Raw genomic sequence first — 17,143 nt, 5'->3', positions numbered from 1 at the left:
ATTCAAACTGAGCGTTCTGGCGTTTAAAACCGCTTGCATCGTAGTCAGTTGACCCAACAAGGACTTCCTTAATGAGAAACATCGAACTGAGTCATAAGTTCCTCCCTTCACTCCCGGGGCAACCCCTGGGAAAATTGTTGTCAGGATTTGTCCTCGCGTTACTGGCAACCCCAATACTGGCAGCAGAACAGAAACAGGGCAACGAGTTGACCCTGGGAGGAGGCGTGGATGTTGCGCCACGTTATTCTGGTTCGGATGAAAGCCGAGTCACGACGGCCCTGGTGATTGATTACTCTATGGTAAATGGTTTCTTCGTCAGCTCCACGCGTGGTATCGGTTACGGTAACAACATCGGTAAATTTGATTACAGCGCTGCGCTGAGTTATCGCGCAGGCAGAAAGGATCGTGACGTGGACAGCGACTCGCTCAGCTACGGTAGCGACGACTTGCGAGGTATGGGTGACGTTAAAGGCTCAGCTATCGTTGTGCCTGGCCTGGGATACAAGGTGACCGACTGGCTTAATTTGCAATTGCAGGCTGAGGTGCCGATTTCTCAGCGAAGCAATGGTGAGGCCCTGCATTTCAGCATTGTCAGCCCGCTCTATACGTCATCGAAAAACGCTGTGACGCTGGCGCTGACCAGTAGTTGGGGGACCAGCAAGTACATGCAGACTTACTACGGGGTAAGTGCATCACAGTCGGCCGCATCGGGGTTTACTCGATATGAAGCCAGATCGGGAATTTATGCCTATTCACTGAATATGGACTGGACGCACAAGCTTAATCAAGACTGGAGCGTAGTTGCCGCAGCAGGTTTTACGCAGCTGGCTGGTGATGCACGCAACAGCCCAATTGTTCAACGAAAAACATCGCCCACTGGCAGCCTGAAGGTGACATATAGCTTCTGATCGTTGTTCGACGTGTGCTTCCCGGTAGCTTGTGGCTATGCTCTGTCAATAAAGACACATTCGCCCCACCCTATTTCAGATGATGGGGCGCTTGTAAATATCCCGCTTAAGTGCCCGTTATGTGAGACGGGCATTTCGTATCAGGTTGCGTTGTTATATTCGGATGTCGAGAGCAGTGTTTTACTTCCTTTCAAGGTAAATACTGAAATAAGGGTAAAGCTCAGTGTGATACAGCCTAAAACAAGATAAGCCTGATGGAAGCCTACGGTGTCATACATCCGGCCTACCCATGTCGACAGTACGACGCCCGAAAGTTGCTTTGATAAATTAAAACCAATCAGGAACAAGGTTGCCGAAAGTTTTGGGTTAAATGCGGAGGAGATATATTTAAAGGTGCCGACCAGGAGGAACGGCAGTTCAAACATATGGAGCATTTTTAAGATAACCACTTCTGTGGCTGAAGAGGCAAAAGAAGAACCCAAAATACGCGCCGACATAATGACGCCTGCGGCCAGGAGGGCGTTCTTCGCACCAATGCGATTAACGATGGCAGGGGCAAAAAACATAATCGTTGCATTGAGTATTTCCCCACCGGTAGTGACAAAGCCAAACACTTCGGTCCCGCGTTGTGGGCTGGAGAAAAAACCTTTGAAGAAGTTAGCAAACTGCTGGTCGAATACGTCATAGACACTGGCGACGCCTACAACGTAAATAATAAATCCCCAGAAGCGTGGCATCCGCAATAGCTCGGCGGCGGTGCGCATAGAAAAAGCCTGGCGGTTGGCACCAAGCGCGTCGATAACCCGCTCGCTGTTGCTCCCTTCCGGGCGTGACATCCATAACAGTACGGCAAGCGCCAGCGCAAAACCGGAGGCAATCCAGAATGTAATATTAGGGTCGATGCTAAATAAAATACCGGTGATTGATGCACATAACGCCCAGCCAATACAGCCGGAAACGCGAACCTTGCCGTACTCAAAACGGTTAGCCCGACTTACGCGTTCAATATAGGCTTCTACCGCTCCGGAGCCACTGGAGAAGACGACGCCCAGATAGATCCCGCCAGCCAGTGCACCAGCAAAAATATTCATCTGCAGCAGAGGGGACAGAACAAAAATAAAGAATGGCGCAAATAAAATCAGTAAAACCGTGATAATCCAGAGCAGGTGTTTGCGTAATCCCAGTTTATCGGAGAGCAGACCAAACACCGGCTGGAAAATAATTGCAAAAAGCGAGATAGATGAAAACACAATCCCTGTTTCTGTTTTGGTTAAGTGGTTAACTTCTGCCAGCCAGACCGGAAAGAAAGGAAAGTAGGCCGACATAATGAAATAATAGAAGAAAAAGAACAACATAAAGTAAATGAAGTTATGTCGTTCTCTTGGTGCGAGTTCAGAGAGTTTCATTTTGACTGTTCCATCTGGTTATGCCGGTAAGCCCGGGGCTCACGCTTCGATTATTATTGGAAATGAATCGTTAACTGATATTTCCATTGTGTTTCAAGCAATAGCCATTGCTGCAGTACGCTAGGCGTCCAGGAGTCATCACCGCCAACGCCCATGTGCTGCCCATCAAGGGTTATCCAGACGCCACTTTCCGGCTGCATCCAGTGCCAGTGGTCAGTCTTCATTAATTGCTCGGTGCCGTAAGGCTGTAGGGAAAAGTGGAAATCGCCCGCCACGTGCCAGCGCCCCCAGTCCAGTGCTTTGTTATCACAACGCAGGCCATTCTCGGTGGGGAATATGTACGGTGTCGTCATCTCGTCCAGCGGCAGTTCCCAGCGGGAGAAACAGGCGCTGGTGCGACGATCCGGGTAGTTCTCATGCGGGCCGAATCCCAGCCATGAGACCGGTTTGTTCTGATCCAGTACCTGGAAATTCAGCCCGATGCGTGGCAGCGGCGGCAGGGTGCCAGCACGTTCGCCGTCAATGGCCAGGTGCAATTTGCCCTGCGCGTCAAAGGTCATCTGCCAGTGGCTGACGATCATAACCTCGTCCCCGTTCAGGTAATGCCAGCGGCTATCTACCACAACGCTGCTGTTCAGACGCTGCGCGTCACACTGCACGCAGCGGGTAGTGAGGTTGTACAGGCCAGCACTTTTCCAGCGTTCAACCCAGGCGTTGGGATCGATGCGCTCCACTTCACTCACGCCAATATCATTATCCAGTGGTGCGCGTACAAACTGGTCGCGCAACGGGGTCAGCAGTTGCTCCACGCCGTCCACCTGCCAGTGTGTCAACAGTCCGCTTTGACGGTCGATCACCCACTGCTGCGAGCCGCTGCGCACCGCCCATGCACTGTCACTGACCTCAAGCTCAGGGGCATTTCCTGCTGACAAAGGCGCCCGAAGCACCAGCGGTGCTGCGAGGGCAAACTGCTGCCAGGCGACGCGATGCCCGGCATCGGACCATTTCGTGGCCTGCGGCTGGATAACCTCCAGCGTGAGCCATACCTCTTTGGCCCCGGCAGGCAGTGTTAATGTCCCCGACAGCGTCAGCTCGCGCTGTCCTTCAGGGCGAAGCTCAAGTGTTAAGCGGCCACTGGCAACCGTTTCTCCCGCAGCCTGGACCTGCCAGTGCAACTCCTCGTTATCCGTTGTGCGAAACAGGTACTCACTGGTGATGCTAATGCAAAGCGGAGTTTGCGACAGCAGGGTAAACTGGAAGTATTGCTGTGCATGTTTGGCTTCAATTAATGACGGATGAGGGCTACGGTCGGGGAAGACAAGACCGTTCATACAGAACTGGCGATCGTTGGGTTTATCGCCAAAATCACCGCCATATGCCCAGCCGACGCTGCCATCATCGAACGTTTTAGTGATGGCCTGATCGGCCCAGTCCCAGATAAAGCCCCCCTGCAGGCGCGGATAATCACGGAATGCCTGCCAGTAATCGGCAAAATTTCCCAGGCTGTTGCCCATTGCGTGAGCGTATTCGCAAAGGATTAACGGGCGCTGCTCGCCAGGCAGGCTGATCCACTTTTTAATCCCCCATTTCGGTACCGCAGGGATAAGCTGATCGCTGTCTACGCGGGCATACATCGGGCAGAGAATATCGGTGGTCGTGCTGTTAGCGCCGCCGCCTTCATACTGCACCGGGCGTGACGGGTCGTTACGCTTGAGCCAGTGGTACATAGCTTCGTGATTGCCCCCCACGCCAGACTCGTTGCCCAGCGACCAGATAATAATCGACGGGTGGTTGCGATTGTTTTGCACCATCCGTGTGACGCGGGCGCTCCATGCCGCTAACCAGGAGGGATCGTCGGAAAGACGGCTCATTGGCACCATGCCGTGGGTTTCGATATTAGCCTCATCGACCACGTACAGGCCATAGTGGTTACAGAGTTCGTACCAGCGTGGCGCGTTAGGATAGTGAGAGCAGCGAGCCGCGTTAAAGTTATTCTGCTTCATCAGCAGAATGTCCTGCACCATATCGTCTTCGGTAACAACCTGACCGCGCTGATGGTGGTGCTCATGACGGTTTACCCCCCGGATCAACAGCGGTTTACCATTCAACTTCAACAGGCCATTATCGATTTCAACCCGGCGAAACCCGATATCCCAGGCTTCGGCTTCAATCAGTTCATCGCCGCGCCACAGTGAGACGACTGCCCGGTAGCAGTTCGGTGTTTCCGCGCTCCACAGTGCCGGACGTTCCACAGGGAAACGTATCACTGTGCGTTCAGCATAATTGCCGCGTTCATCCGTGACGGGTGAGCCGAGCGACTGCTGATGTCTGGCGACCCGTTGCGTGTCATTCCACAGCTCAACGGCCACCGTCAGTTTTTCCAGCAACGGTGTCGGGGCGGTGACGGTGGCATTGACCTCCAGTTCGGCATCGCGATAAAGCGCATCGAGTTGCGGAGTGAGGTGGACATCGCTCAGGTGCAGCGTCGGTTTATTCAGCAGCCAGACGGAACGGAAGATCCCGCTCATACGCCACATATCCTGATCTTCAAGCCAGGTGCCTGCGCTCCAGCGCATCACCATGACGCAGAGGCGGTTCTCGCCCGCCTGTAGGAACGCACTGAGATCGAAGGCCGCGGGCAGGCGACTGTCCTGCGAGTAACCGACCCATTCGCCGTTGCACCACAAGTGGAATGCGGAGTTCACGCCATCGAAGATAATCTGCGTCTGGCCCTCAGCCAGCCAGTCTTTCTCCACGCTAAACGAGAGTGAATAGCAGCCGGTCGGGTTTTCGTCTGGTACGCGTGGCGGCGTCGTATCGATGGGGTAACGCACGTTGGTATAGATTGGCGCGTCATACCCCTCCATTTGCCAGTTCGAGGGGACCGGTGTACTGCGGCTGCCCGCCAAATCGTTTTCCAGCCAGCTGGCGTCCACCTCAAACGGGCTGCGGGCATAAGAAAATTGCCACTGACCATCCAGCAGGCGGCGCTGTGCAGAGAGCTGATTCTCCCTTGCCGAGCGAAGATCGCGCCAGCTGGCAAAGGTCGGATGGGCCGGTAAACGGTTCAGGTGCGTAATGGTCTGGTTTTGCCAGTCTTCACGGGCAAGTACGTCATGAAACAGAGGACCACCGGAGAGGTGGCAATCGTGATGTCGCATAGGTATACCTGTAGGATCAATGTAAAATGTCATTCGCCAGACAAGATAGAATGAGTTATCAGATATTTTGTTAAAAGCGGCAATCATGTTGAAGTTGAAACTCACGGACGATCACGAAACAAGGCTAAAGCAACAATGTATTGTCGTCTTTCTGACATAAAATGTTAGCGAACGACATTATTGTTAACGGGTAAAGGAGAAGACGATGGAGCGCCGTACGGCAACCTTAGAAGATGTGGCTCGCGAGGCCGGGGTATCCCAGCAGACGGTCTCACGCGTGCTGAATAAACCTGATGTGGTGGCTGAGCGTACCCGCGATAACGTCATTCGTGCAATGCAGGCACTGCACTATGTACCGAACCGCTCAGCACAATTGCTGGCGGGGAAGTCGGCACCGTCTATAGGGTTGATTACCGCGTCGTTGACCCTGCACGCGCCCTCGCAAATCGCTGCTGCGATAAAAAGTCACGCAGGTACACATCAACTGGAGGTCGCTATCGCGATGCCGGTGATGGCTGACTACGCCTCACTTCAGGCGCGGCTGAATGAATTTCGCGCACAAAATATCCGGGGCGCGGTGATTAATCTGCCCCTTGAGGATCACATTGCGGAAAAACTGGTGAATGAGAACCCGGATATTTGCTGTCTGTTTTTAGATGTTTCGCCGGAAACGGATGTCTGCTGCGTACGGTTTGATCACCTTAATGGCTGCGGAGCATGCATCCGTCATCTCTGGGAACTGGGGCATCGTGAGTTCGGCCTGCTTGCAGGGCCAGAGAGTTCCGTTTCGGCGCGTATGCGATTGAGTAGCTGGCGTGAGACATTGCACCGGCTTGGAGTGAGTAATGCGGTTACGGTCTTTGGTGACTGGAGTGCCGCCAGTGGCCGGAATAAGGCCCTTGAGCTGTTACATCAGTATCCGCGGATTAGCGCGATCGTCGTCGCGAACGATCAAATGGCGCTAGGGGTTTTGAGCGCCCTCGCGCAACTGAATCGCACCGGCAGCAGGATGGTTTCCGTCACCGGTTATGATGATACGGCGGACAGCCTCTATTTCCAGCCACCGCTCACCACCGTTGCGCAGGATTTCAACAAGCTGGGTAAGCGGGCCGTCGAGCTGTTAATCCAGCAGATGGCCGCCCCTCAGATTCACATCCGTGAATTGCTGCCGACACATTTGATTATCCGCCAGTCAACCTGTCCTTACGGTGGAGAAGAAGAGGATGAGAAAAAATCTGTCATTGCACAATTAAAATCACTGGTAGAAAAGCTGTGAAAATTATCAAATCCTCCCCGACAGGCCGAGGTTTACCGCTGATAAATTTGTGCCTCATAAGCCCGTAAGATTTGCCGTTTCCCCTGCTCCTGATAATTGCTCAGCAGCGGTTGCCAGCCGTCCAGTAACAGCTGTTGCGGATCTATCTCCTGCTGATGGGCACTGAAATTGACGATCACCAACACCTGCTGCTCATTCAGACTACGGGTATAAGCATAGATCTGCGGATGTGTCGGCAGCAGGAGTTGATAAGCCCCTTCAATCAGTACCGGCATCTTCCGCCGCAGGCGAATGAGCGCACGATAGAAGTTCAGCACGGAACCGCTGTCAGCGCGTTGGTCCGCCACGTTGATCTCAGGGTAATTACTGTTCGCAGGGAACCAGGGGGTGGCATTGCTGAAACCGCCGTGGGTACTCTGATCCCACTGCATCGGGGTGCGCGAGTTATCGCGCCCGGTGCGGCTGAGGAAGGCGAGGATCTCGGGCTCTTCCCTGCCCTGTCGGCGCATTTCAACGGCGAGTTTCTTCGCGGCAACGTCGTCAAAATCCTCCAGGCTGGCGAAATGCGTATTGGTCATGCCAAGTTCCTGCCCCTGATAAATAAACGGCGTACCTTTCATCAGGAAGAACATCGCCGCAATGGCGGTCGCGCTTTCACGTTGATAATTTTTATCGTCGCCCCAGCCCGATACCACACGGGAAAGATCATGATTTTCTACGTATAACGCGTTCCAGCCTTTGTTTTCCAGCAGTGTCTGCCAGCGCGTGAAAATCTCTTTTAAGCCGGGTAAATCGAGACTGGCCTCCAGGGTGTCCTTTTGCCCATCCTGCCACAGCTTCACGTGCTCAAACTGAAAGATCATATTCAGCCTGCCCCGCTGCTCGCCGACCCACTCTTCACCCTGTTCAGCGGAGGCACCGTTCATTTCGCCGATGGTCACAATGTCATAGTGACTGAACACCTGTTCACACATGTCATCGACGTAATCAAGCAGGCCGTCGTAGTTGAGGTGGCGCTCGAATGACGGTACGTAAGGCAGCGCCAGGGGATTAGGCATATCGCTGAAAGTCGGCTCTTTTTTCATATGGCAGATGGCATCAATGCGAAAACCATCTACCCCTTTGTCAAGCCACCAACGCATCATGGCATACACCGCTGAACGCACCTCGGGGTTTTCCCAGTTCAAATCTGGCTGCTTTTCGGAGAACAAATGCAGGAAATACTGCCCGGTCGCCGCGCTGTATTTCCAGGCAGAACCGTTGAAGATGCTTTCCCAGTTGTTCGGCTCAGCGCCCGCTTTACCGTCGCGCCAGATGTACCAGTCGCGTTTCGGGTTATCCCGTGATGCGCTGGACGCTAAAAACCACGGATGCTCATCAGAAGTATGGTTCACCACTAAATCAATAATCAGGCGCATACCGCGCGCATGCACCTGTTCAAGCAGACGGTCAAAATCGTCCATCGTGCCAAACTCAGCCATGATTTTCTGGTAATCGCTGATGTCATAGCCGTTGTCATCATTGGGGGACTGATACATGGGGCAGATCCAAATCAGATCGATGCCCAAATCTTCCAGGTAATCGAGTTTTTCCGTGATGCCATTCAGGTCACCAATGCCATCGTTATTGCTGTCGTTGAAGCTGCGCGGGTATATCTGATACGCCACGGCCTCTTTCCACCAGTTTGCCATCACAGCCTCTCAATAAGTAATGCAAAGGATTCATAAGGTTGCAGTTCCATAATCGGCTCCAACTGCTCCCGTGGCGCGTAATTGTTGATGAGACAACGGCCCTGCTGGCTCTGCAGATTGTCGGGGATCGCCAGCATCACAGCGTCTCGCGTGAAGTTATTGATCACCACCAGCGTCTGCTCCCCCAGCGTGCGCAGCCAGGCAAACACCTGCGGATGTTCGACAACGATCTGCCTGAAGTCGCCGTGCACCAGCAGCGGCAGCTGCTTACGCAATGCCACCAGCTTCTGGTAGTGGTAAAAAACAGAGTCAGGATCGTCAAGCGCAGCCGCGACATTCACTGTCCTGAAGTTAGGATTAGCCTCAATCCAGGGCTGACCGGTGGTAAACCCGGCATGTGGACTGCTGTCCCACTGCATTGGCGTTCGCGCATTATCGCGCCCGTTGGCGTGGATACCGCGCATCATCGCTTCGTGGCTCATCCCTTCGGCGATCCGCTCCTGATAAAGATTCAGGCTTTCAATATCCCGATAGTCGTCAATATCAGCAAAATTCACGTTGGTCATGCCAATCTCTTCACCCTGATAAATGTAAGGTGTGCCTTTAAGGCAGTGAAGCGCGGTGGCGAGCATTTTTGCTGATACCACGCGATACTCACCGTCGTCACCAAATTTGGAGACCGCGCGAGGCAAATCATGGTTGCTCCAGAACAACGAGTTCCAGCCATGGTCAGCCAGTGCCGTCTGCCACTTGTCAATCACGGCCTTAAAGCGCAACAGATCAAACGGCTGGTTACACCACTTCCCGTACTGTTCATCCCAGAAAAGTTTGATGTGCTCAAACTGAAAGACCATCGTCAGCTCTTGCCGCTCTTCGGCACTGTAGAGCAGGGCGTCTTCCGGCGTTGCGCTCCACGTCTCCCCTACCGTCACGCTGCCGCGCGGGCCAAAGGTCGCCCGGTTCATCTGCTGAAGATACAGGTGAAGATGACGACCATTCGCCATGATCTGTTGATCCACTTCTTTCCCGATCAGGTCGATAACGTCCATTCGGAATCCCCCGATGCCCTTATCCAGCCAGCGGTTCATCATGGCGTGGATGGCTTCACGAACGCGCGGGTTTTCCCAGTTGAGATCGGGCTGGCGCGTGGAAAACTGATGCAGGTAGTATTCACCGCTGGCCTCATCAAGCGTCCAGGCACTGCCACCAAAGTTCGAACGAGAGTCATCAGGCGGCCCGCCGTCTGCCGCCGGTGCTCGCCAGATATAAAAGTCACGGTAAGCACTGTTTTTTGAGCTCAGTGCGTCGATAAACCAGGGATGTTCGTCAGAGGTATGGTTGACCACCAGATCCATCAGGATCCCGATATCACGCGCTTTAGCTTCTGCAATCAGGCGCTCCATGTCGCTCATCGAACCAAAAATGTCGGCAATATCTTCGTAATCAGAGATGTCATAGCCGTTATCGTCCATCGGCGAACGGTATACGGGCGACAGCCACAACAGCGTGATGCCGAGCTGTTGCAGGTAATCGAGCTTGCTGATAATACCGTTGAGATCGCCGGTACCGTCGCCGTTACTGTCCATAAAGCTGCGCGGATAGACCTGATAAACCACGGCCTCTTTCCAGTGCGGTGTGCTGCGCATATCATTGATCACGTGATTTTCCCCCAGACGAATTAGTGTACTTTTGCCAGATGACGTTGGAACGCCTGGCCGTGACTGTCGAACAGGTAACAGCATTCCACCGGAAGCCGTACCCCAACGGTTTGGCCAACATGGATGGCGGAACGCTCGGCATGCCGCACGACCCAGGGTTCGCCCGCATTGCCGTTGTCCAGATACAGCAGGGTTTCATTGCCCATCTGTTCCACAAACATCACCTCGCCCTGGTATTCGCACTGTTCCACATTGCCACTGCGAATATGTTCTGGACGAATACCGATGTTGACGCTGCGGCCCTCCGCCTCGGCCGGGGTGGCGATGGATAACACCAGCGTTTTGCCATTGTCCAGTTCCACCACGCTTTGCTGTTCGCCCGACCGGCGCAGCGTCGCCGGGATCAGATTCATCTTCGGTGAACCGATAAACTGGGCGACAAATTCATTGGCGGGCTGGTCGTACAGCTCAAGCGGCGTTCCCACCTGTTCGATATTGCCCTGATTGAGCACCACGATCCGGTCAGCCAGCGTCATCGCCTCGACCTGATCGTGCGTCACATAAATAATGGTGACACCCAGACGTTTATGCAGGGCAGAGACTTCCATACGCATCTGCACCCGCAGCGAGGCATCAAGGTTGGATAGCGGTTCATCGAACAGGAACAAGCGCGGTTCGCGCACAATGGCACGCCCGATCGCCACGCGCTGACGCTGGCCACCCGACAAATCTTTTGGCCGTCGTTCCAGCAAAGGCTCCAGCTGTAAAATGCGTGCACACTCCCTCACTCGTTGATCAATTTCCGCCTTTGAACAGTGCGCAAGCTCCAGCGCGAATGCCATATTCTGATAAACACTCATATGCGGATACAGTGCATATGACTGGAAGACCATGCCGATACCGCGTTCGGCCGGGCTGTCGTCATTGGCGTAGTGACCATCGATGTACATGCCCCCGCCGCTGATCTCCTCCAGCCCGGCAATCATACGCAGCAGCGTTGACTTGCCGCAGCCAGAAGGCCCGACGATCACCACAAACTCTCCGCTTTTAATCTGCAAATTCAGCGAACGGATGACCTCCGCCTTCGCGCCATAGCGTTTTTGAATCTTATCCAGCGTCAACTGCGCCATATTCCCCTCCCGGTCCTCGATAAAATGATGCCGGCCAGCCACCGGCATGAATGAAATGACGCTATTTCAGATAGTTGAGCCAGGGCTGTTGACGAGAGATCATCACATCAACCAGCTCTGGGATCGCACGGCATTGGTTATTCACAGAGTCCACAAGCAGCGCCTGAATCACCAGATCGCGCGATCCGGCAATAATGGCCTCGGCCGTAAGATCGTGAATGGCAATCTGATTACTGAGCAGCCCACCAATACCCGGTGGGATGTCTACCTGAATACCGTGCACGCCTCTACGGTCAATGATTGCCGGCACTTCTACCGCGATAAATTCGGGCAACTGTTTAATAAAACCACGATTAGGAATGTTGACGGCGGCCTCCTCATAGCCGGAGTCGGTCAGGATGCCCTCCATAATCGACACCACTCTTTCCTTTAATTTAAGCTCGATCTTCGGCTGCACCCCGCCAAGGTAGTTACGGTAGAACGTGTAAAAATCGAGAATGCCACGGTGGTCACTGACCTCACCTGCCCAGCTGATGTATTCGCCAAAGTGGCTATCCACGGTGATAGGCATGCAGTGGAACTTCTCCAGGATCTCTTTGAACAGGGTGCGGTCTGCCCACGGATACGAACTGTCTTTGCCGCCCAGCGCATGACGCTCAGTACTGCCCTCGGTATCCACCAGTTTGCCGTGCTGACGCGTATACGCCAGGATGTCGCTGTAACCCGGCAGGCTGGCGAAATAGTCAGGCGCTTTGGCGCGGACATCAGCATAAGCATCTTTGCCACTGTCTTTGTAACGCGCTTCCAGCAGCACGCTGAAGTGGTTAAGGCCGCCCGCCCGCAGGCTCAGGTTATCGAACGAGGTGTTGAGCATTTCAGGCAGATAGCGCTCCAGTGAGGCAATTTCGTGGCACATGCCAACAAAATTGAGTTCCGGGAAGCGGCGATGAACGGTGGTGCAAATGCGGCTCATGGGATTTGAATAGTTAAAAATCCAGGCATCAGGACAGATGTCAGCCACATCGGCACAAATATCGAGGATCGGAGGAATAATACGCAGCGAATGGAATAACCCCCCCGGCCCCCCATTCTCACCATAAACCTGCTGAATGCCGTACTGCTGCGGGATCTGCCAGTCAAGGTCCCACAAGGCAAAACGGTCGCCCACCTCAATCGAAATGATGACAAATTCGGCCCCGCGCAGTGCCGTGCGACGGTCGGTGGTGGCACTGACGATGAACGGCAAATCTTCTTTTGCCAGAAAGTCTTTCGCTGTCTTTTCGGTCACCGCCAGTGCAACAGGATTAATGTCATGCAGGATGATTTCACTGCCGTACAGCGCACGGCTCTGAAAAATGTCACCTAAGGTGCCGTAGCCAAACTGTGCACTGCCTGCACCCACTAAAACGATTTTTGTAGCCATGTTTACGTCTCCTGACGAGGATAATGTGGGCGTTAGCCCTTAACTGCACCGTTGGTTAATCCACTGACGATGCGTCGCTGGAAGATCAGCACCAGCGCCACAATGGGAAGCGTCACGATCACCGAGGAGGCCATGATGGCTCCCCAGGGAAGTTCAAATTGAGAAGATCCCTGCATCATGCCGATCGCGACAGGCACGGTGCGTTTATCACCGGAAATGACAAACGTCAGGGCGAACATGAATTCATTCCACGCGCCGATAAATGCCAGCAGTCCTGTTGTCACCAGCGACGGTCCCATGATCGGCACGAAAATGCGACGGATGATGGTCCAGGTACTGGCACCGTCGACGATGGCCGCCTCTTCCAGCTCCGTTGGGATAGCCTTCATAAAGGTGGTCAGCACCCAGATGGTGAACGGTAATGAAAAGGTGGTGTAAGAGAGCACCAGCGCGCCAAGCGAGTCATACAACCCCATAAAACGCACCAGCTCAAACATGCCGGAGAGCACCGCCACCTGTGGGAACATCGACACGCAGAGAATGGTGAACAGCAAATACTTGCGGCCTGTAAACTGAATGCGCGACAAAGCAAAAGCGGCGGTAATCGACACCAGAAGGCACAGCCCCACAGTCAGCGTTGCCACCACTGCCGAGTTGAAAAGGCTGCGGGCGATGCCGTTATCCATCAGCGCCGTGACATAATTTCCCCAGTTCATTTCATTGGGTAACCACTCCACGTTGAAGAGATTCTGCCCTGAACGCAGGGACGTGATAATGGCGTAATAAAACGGGAACAGGCAGATCAGACAGGCGAGTGTCGCTGCGGTCAGAATCATTAAACGCCGGGCAAGCTGTTGTTGTTGACGGTTCAGCCTCATGATTTTGCCTCTCCATTGCTGCGGCGGCCCAGCATCACAAAGCAGGCTGCAATCCCGGCCACCATCATGAATACCAGTACCGACGCAGCGGAACCGGACCCCATTTCCTGATAACTCACTAACTGATCGCGTGCGTAACCTGACACCGACACCGTCGCCTCACTGTTGGAGGTCAGGATATAAATCAGATCAAAGACGCGCAGCGCATCCATGACGCGGAAAATCAGCGCCACGATCATCGCCGGCATAATTAAGGGCAGCGTGATGCGACGAAAACGCTGCCACGCGTTGGCACCATCAATCCGTGCCGCTTCGTACAAGTCGCGGGGGATCAGCTGCAGCGCGGCTAACAGCATCAGTGCCATAAACGGCGTGGTTTTCCACACGTCAACGATCACTACCGCCCACATTGAGAGCACCGGGTCCGCTACCCACGCCAGCGGCGTGTTGATCACGCCCATTTTGAGCAGCAGGTCGTTCACCACGCCGTACTGATCGTGGAACATCCAGCTCCACATTCTGGCTGACACAATCGTCGGGATCGCCCAGGGCACGAGGATTGCGGTGCGCACCAGCCCCTGCCCGCGAAACTTCTCGTTCATCAGCAGCGCCAGCAGCATGCCGAAGACCAGCTCAAGCGATACCGACATCATGCTGAAACGCAGCGTGTTACCCACGGCCATCCACCACAGCGGGTCCGCCAGCACGCCGTAATGATGGCCACCCGCAGCAACGTCAAAATAATTGGAAAAGCCGACAAAGTGGTAATCGTCAGGCGCATCCAGCATGGCATCAGTGAAGCTGTAAAACAGCGTACGAAAGAGAGGCCAGCCAGCGACGGCGGCCAATAACAGTAGCGCAGGCGCCACCAGCAGCCAGGCAATACGGCTGCGGCGCAATTGATAGCTGCGCTTCGCCACCGGTGCGCTGGCGGTGTTGTCAGGAAGGGACAGGGAAGGCGTTTCTTGCTTCATACATCGTACTCCGGACCGTTAATGGGGCATTGGGTTCAACGCCATCCTCTGGCTTTAATTCTCTCCAGCCGCTGCTGTAACCCGGCCACCGCGGTTGCCCCATCAATGTCACCGCGCAACACGTTGTAGGTGGCGTTATAGATCGCTTTAGAGACCTGCGCGTACTGGCGGCGGGTCTGCGTGGCAGGGCGCGGTTTGGCCAGCAAGAAGATGTTTTTGAAGTCAGACAGATAAGGTGCCTGCGCCAGGACCTCAGGATCGTCATACAGCGCGGTGCGTGACGGAGTCCACCCCATCAGCGCCAGGGTTTTCTTCTGTGATTCGGCACTGCTGACGATCTTGAGCAGGGCAATCGCTGCCTGTGGATTTTTGGTATACGCACTGATCGCCCAGTGCCAGCCGCCCATGGCGCTGACCGATGTGCCATCGTCGCTGGCGGGTAACGGCATAACGCCGACCTTGCCACGAATGGCACTGCTGCGGTCTTCTGCCAGCGTATAGGCGTAAGGCCAGTTGCGCATAAACAGGGCATCACCGTTTTGGAATACCGAACGCGACTCCTCTTCCATATAGCCCAGCGCCCCAGGCGGGACGATTTTACCGATCCACCCTGCGGCCCTATCCAGCGCCTGTGCAGCGCGCGCGTTGTTGATGGTAATATTGCCTTGAGAATCAATCACACTGCCGCCGTTCTGTGACTCCACCCACTCCAGCGCGTTACAGGTCAGCCCTTCATAGGCTTTGCCCTGAAACACCATTCCCCAGAAATTTTTATGCCCTGATTCGCGTTCACTCTGCTGAATGCGCGTGGCAATGCGGGTCAGTTCTGTCCAGGTCACCGGGGGCTTTTCGCCGTATTTAGCCAGTAAGTCTTTGCGGTAAAACAACGCTCCCGCATCCATATAGGCGGGAATCGCTTTCACGCGTCCATTGACCACATCGTTTTGCATCGCGGTGGGGAAAAAGTCATGGCGGATATCGCTAACGCTGTCCGTCAAATCGAGAAGATGTTTGTCCAGCACGCCAATCCATACGGTATCCGCCTGAAACAGATCAATGGCATCGGAATCTTTCGCGGCAAACAGCTGCTGAAACAACGACAGTTTTTCATTAGAGGCAGGAGGAAGATCGATAAATTTCAGGGTATGGCCCGTTTGAGCCTCAAACTTCTGCTTAATATAGTGACAAAATTGACGGCCTTCCTTGCTTGGCGGGCACTCCATGCGCAGGGTATCTGCAGCAGCCAGACCCGATGTCAGGGTCAGTACGGCAAGCACCAGTTCCGGGATCACTCTTCTCATAGCTTGTTCTCAGGTGGGGGCGAGAATATCGTCATAGGAAAAAAAATAGCGAAACCATGACATTGACGGAAATTGATTTTCACCGCTAAGCTATAGAAAAAATCTATAGCATGAAGGGAATATGTGATCGTGGATAAAATTCTTCGTCAGTTTATTGAAGTCGCGATGTTCAAAAATGTGAGTCATGCTGCAAACAAACTTTGCCTTAGCCAGCCCACCGTTACCCATAATATGAAGAAGTTAGAAGAGAGTCTGGGCGTGCAGCTGCTGGAGCGCACGTCAACGGGCGTGAAGACCACCGAGTATGGCGACCTTTTGCTGGAGCAGGCGCAAATGATGCAGCGGATTTATGAAAATACGCTGACAAAACTGGCGTTTATCAAAGCACGTCAGGTGCAAAGCCTGCGCATGGGCACGGGGCATGCCTGGTGGCATCTGTTTATCCGCGACAGCTTCACCGCTTACCGAACGCTGCACCCTACCGTCAATATTCACATCGACCAGGGAAACCATCTCAGGTTGATGGATCTGTTACTGGGGGGGGATATCGATCTGTTTGTCGGGCATGAAATTCAGGGTCTGAATTCGAAGGCGGGGATCAGCTTTGTGCCGCTGTTTAGCGTCACTGACAGCCTGTTTGTCCGGCAGGGTCATCCGCTGAGCAACAGAGTTATCGAACCGGTTGAACTGCAGGACTATCCTTGTGTGGAGTTGACGCCGGATGAGGGTCGCTTTCAGCATATGATGGAAGATATGCAACCGAAAAGGCAGGCAAGAAACCGCATGCATTTAGAGGAGAGGGTGATCTGGTCGACAAACTCCATGATGGCGGCAGTCGACATGATCAACGAGTCGGACGCCGTGATGTTAAGCTATCCGTTATGCATGGCTGACTACTTTTCTCGCCATAAGATTGTTCCCTTGCAAACCACACAACCCAGCACACGCTATAACGTCGGCTTTTATTTGATGCGTGAGAAGAGGGACACGGCTCACGTGGTGCAAATGCAGGAACTGATGCAACAGCATCTTGAGCCGATCCGCCACCTGCTGGTTTAACGACGGTGATCGGTTAACCCCGTCAGCGCCTCATACAACGAACGGGAGTTACCCGGGCCGACAACCAGGTGATACTCAGTGCTGTGCTGAGCCGTGTCGACTTCCAGCACGGATTTAATCGCGTCTAACGCTTCCAGCGCGTGCCTGTCAAAGCACGCGTTGTCACGAATGGTCACCCTGATGCGACTGGCACAGTAACTCAGCTTAACGAGATTCTCCGCCCCCCCTAATGCCTTCAGTACACCCGCCGCGAGCTGTTGTTTTTCCATATTTCCTCC

General features: G+C 54.0%; 13 protein-coding genes. 3 read left to right on the top strand and 10 right to left on the bottom strand.

The window, feature by feature from the left end; genetic code table 11:
* Positions 1–71 precede the first annotated feature (71 nt).
* Positions 72–908, top strand: a complete 837-nt coding sequence (locus tag FVB43_RS07650) for a MipA/OmpV family protein (protein ID WP_167863717.1) — start codon at positions 72–74, stop codon at positions 906–908.
* Positions 909–1,048: 140 nt separating this feature from the next.
* Here the strand turns inward: FVB43_RS07650 and FVB43_RS07645 are convergent, their stop codons facing one another.
* Together FVB43_RS07645 and FVB43_RS07640 are read right to left on the bottom strand one after the other, a co-directional pair.
* Positions 1,049–2,314: an MFS transporter gene (locus FVB43_RS07645; RefSeq protein ID WP_133841667.1), complete on the bottom strand. Its 1,266-nt coding sequence runs from the start codon at positions 2,312–2,314 to the stop codon at positions 1,049–1,051.
* A gap of 53 nt (positions 2,315–2,367) precedes the next feature.
* Positions 2,368–5,475: a beta-galactosidase gene (locus FVB43_RS07640; RefSeq protein ID WP_167863716.1), complete on the bottom strand. Its 3,108-nt coding sequence runs from the start codon at positions 5,473–5,475 to the stop codon at positions 2,368–2,370.
* A 205-nt stretch (positions 5,476–5,680) separates the two neighbouring features.
* Here FVB43_RS07640 and FVB43_RS07635 point away from each other — a divergent pair, with 205 nt between their 5' ends.
* Complete coding sequence (locus FVB43_RS07635; protein ID WP_133841665.1) at positions 5,681–6,751, top strand: LacI family DNA-binding transcriptional regulator; 1,071 nt, start codon at positions 5,681–5,683, stop codon at positions 6,749–6,751.
* Between the two features lie 32 nt (positions 6,752–6,783).
* On the opposite strand, the gene FVB43_RS07630 is transcribed toward FVB43_RS07635, so the two are convergent.
* The 7 genes from FVB43_RS07630 to FVB43_RS07600 all read right to left on the bottom strand — a co-directional run bounded on the left by FVB43_RS07630 (position 6,784) and on the right by FVB43_RS07600 (position 15,806).
* A complete protein-coding gene (locus FVB43_RS07630; RefSeq protein WP_167863715.1) occupies positions 6,784–8,442 on the bottom strand; it encodes a glycoside hydrolase family 13 protein in 1,659 nt (552 codons plus the stop codon).
* Complete coding sequence (locus FVB43_RS07625; protein ID WP_197931270.1) at positions 8,442–10,088, bottom strand: alpha,alpha-phosphotrehalase; 1,647 nt, start codon at positions 10,086–10,088, stop codon at positions 8,442–8,444. Before FVB43_RS07625 ends, FVB43_RS07630 begins: the two co-directional genes overlap by 1 nt.
* Positions 10,089–10,120: 32 nt before the next feature.
* Positions 10,121–11,230: an ABC transporter ATP-binding protein gene (locus tag FVB43_RS07620; protein ID WP_133841663.1), complete on the bottom strand. Its 1,110-nt coding sequence runs from the start codon at positions 11,228–11,230 to the stop codon at positions 10,121–10,123.
* Positions 11,231–11,291: 61 nt separating this feature from the next.
* Positions 11,292–12,653 carry a family 4 glycosyl hydrolase gene (locus FVB43_RS07615; RefSeq protein WP_167863714.1) on the bottom strand — a complete coding sequence of 454 codons (1,362 nt, stop codon included), beginning with the start codon at positions 12,651–12,653 and terminating at the stop codon, positions 11,292–11,294.
* Positions 12,654–12,685: 32 nt separating this feature from the next.
* The gene (locus FVB43_RS07610) at positions 12,686–13,531 is read right to left on the bottom strand and encodes a carbohydrate ABC transporter permease (RefSeq protein WP_133841661.1); all 846 of its coding nucleotides are present in this window, start codon (positions 13,529–13,531) and stop codon (positions 12,686–12,688) included.
* Positions 13,528–14,505 (bottom strand): carbohydrate ABC transporter permease, encoded by a 978-nt coding sequence (locus tag FVB43_RS07605; protein WP_133841660.1) that lies wholly within the window; start codon positions 14,503–14,505, stop codon positions 13,528–13,530. Before FVB43_RS07605 ends, FVB43_RS07610 begins: the two co-directional genes overlap by 4 nt.
* A gap of 35 nt (positions 14,506–14,540) precedes the next feature.
* A complete protein-coding gene (locus FVB43_RS07600; protein ID WP_159336420.1) occupies positions 14,541–15,806 on the bottom strand; it encodes an ABC transporter substrate-binding protein in 1,266 nt (421 codons plus the stop codon).
* A gap of 123 nt (positions 15,807–15,929) precedes the next feature.
* Here FVB43_RS07600 and FVB43_RS07595 point away from each other — a divergent pair, with 123 nt between their 5' ends.
* On the top strand, positions 15,930–16,865 hold the full coding sequence (locus FVB43_RS07595; RefSeq protein WP_167863713.1) for a LysR substrate-binding domain-containing protein: 936 nt from the start codon (positions 15,930–15,932) through the stop codon (positions 16,863–16,865).
* On the opposite strand, the gene FVB43_RS07590 is transcribed toward FVB43_RS07595, so the two are convergent.
* Positions 16,862–17,134 carry a PTS sugar transporter subunit IIB gene (locus FVB43_RS07590; RefSeq protein ID WP_133841657.1) on the bottom strand — a complete coding sequence of 91 codons (273 nt, stop codon included), beginning with the start codon at positions 17,132–17,134 and terminating at the stop codon, positions 16,862–16,864. The two genes, FVB43_RS07595 and FVB43_RS07590, sit on opposite strands and share 4 nt — an antisense overlap.
* Positions 17,135–17,143: the final 9 nt, after the last annotated feature.

Source organism: Erwinia rhapontici, assembly GCF_012271765.1.
In the GTDB taxonomy this organism is placed as follows: domain Bacteria; phylum Pseudomonadota; class Gammaproteobacteria; order Enterobacterales; family Enterobacteriaceae; genus Erwinia; species Erwinia rhapontici.
The sequence above is the reverse complement of the archived record's forward strand: the minus strand, read 5'-3'. Positions and strand labels throughout refer to the sequence as shown.

What these genes read in the sequence shown, in the direction of transcription:
- FVB43_RS07650 (WP_167863717.1), top strand. Translation starts at nt 72, where the DNA reads ATGAGAAACATCGAACTGAGTCATAAGTTCCTCCCTTCACTCCCGGGG.
- FVB43_RS07645 (WP_133841667.1), bottom strand. Translation starts at nt 2,314, where the DNA reads ATGAAACTCTCTGAACTCGCACCAAGAGAACGACATAACTTCATTTAC.
- FVB43_RS07640 (WP_167863716.1), bottom strand. Translation starts at nt 5,475, where the DNA reads ATGCGACATCACGATTGCCACCTCTCCGGTGGTCCTCTGTTTCATGAC.
- FVB43_RS07635 (WP_133841665.1), top strand. Translation starts at nt 5,681, where the DNA reads ATGGAGCGCCGTACGGCAACCTTAGAAGATGTGGCTCGCGAGGCCGGG.
- FVB43_RS07630 (WP_167863715.1), bottom strand. Translation starts at nt 8,442, where the DNA reads ATGGCAAACTGGTGGAAAGAGGCCGTGGCGTATCAGATATACCCGCGC.
- FVB43_RS07625 (WP_197931270.1), bottom strand. Translation starts at nt 10,088, where the DNA reads ATGCGCAGCACACCGCACTGGAAAGAGGCCGTGGTTTATCAGGTCTAT.
- FVB43_RS07620 (WP_133841663.1), bottom strand. Translation starts at nt 11,230, where the DNA reads ATGGCGCAGTTGACGCTGGATAAGATTCAAAAACGCTATGGCGCGAAG.
- FVB43_RS07615 (WP_167863714.1), bottom strand. Translation starts at nt 12,653, where the DNA reads ATGGCTACAAAAATCGTTTTAGTGGGTGCAGGCAGTGCACAGTTTGGC.
- FVB43_RS07610 (WP_133841661.1), bottom strand. Translation starts at nt 13,531, where the DNA reads ATGAGGCTGAACCGTCAACAACAACAGCTTGCCCGGCGTTTAATGATT.
- FVB43_RS07605 (WP_133841660.1), bottom strand. Translation starts at nt 14,505, where the DNA reads ATGAAGCAAGAAACGCCTTCCCTGTCCCTTCCTGACAACACCGCCAGC.
- FVB43_RS07600 (WP_159336420.1), bottom strand. Translation starts at nt 15,806, where the DNA reads ATGAGAAGAGTGATCCCGGAACTGGTGCTTGCCGTACTGACCCTGACA.
- FVB43_RS07590 (WP_133841657.1), bottom strand. Translation starts at nt 17,134, where the DNA reads ATGGAAAAACAACAGCTCGCGGCGGGTGTACTGAAGGCATTAGGGGGG.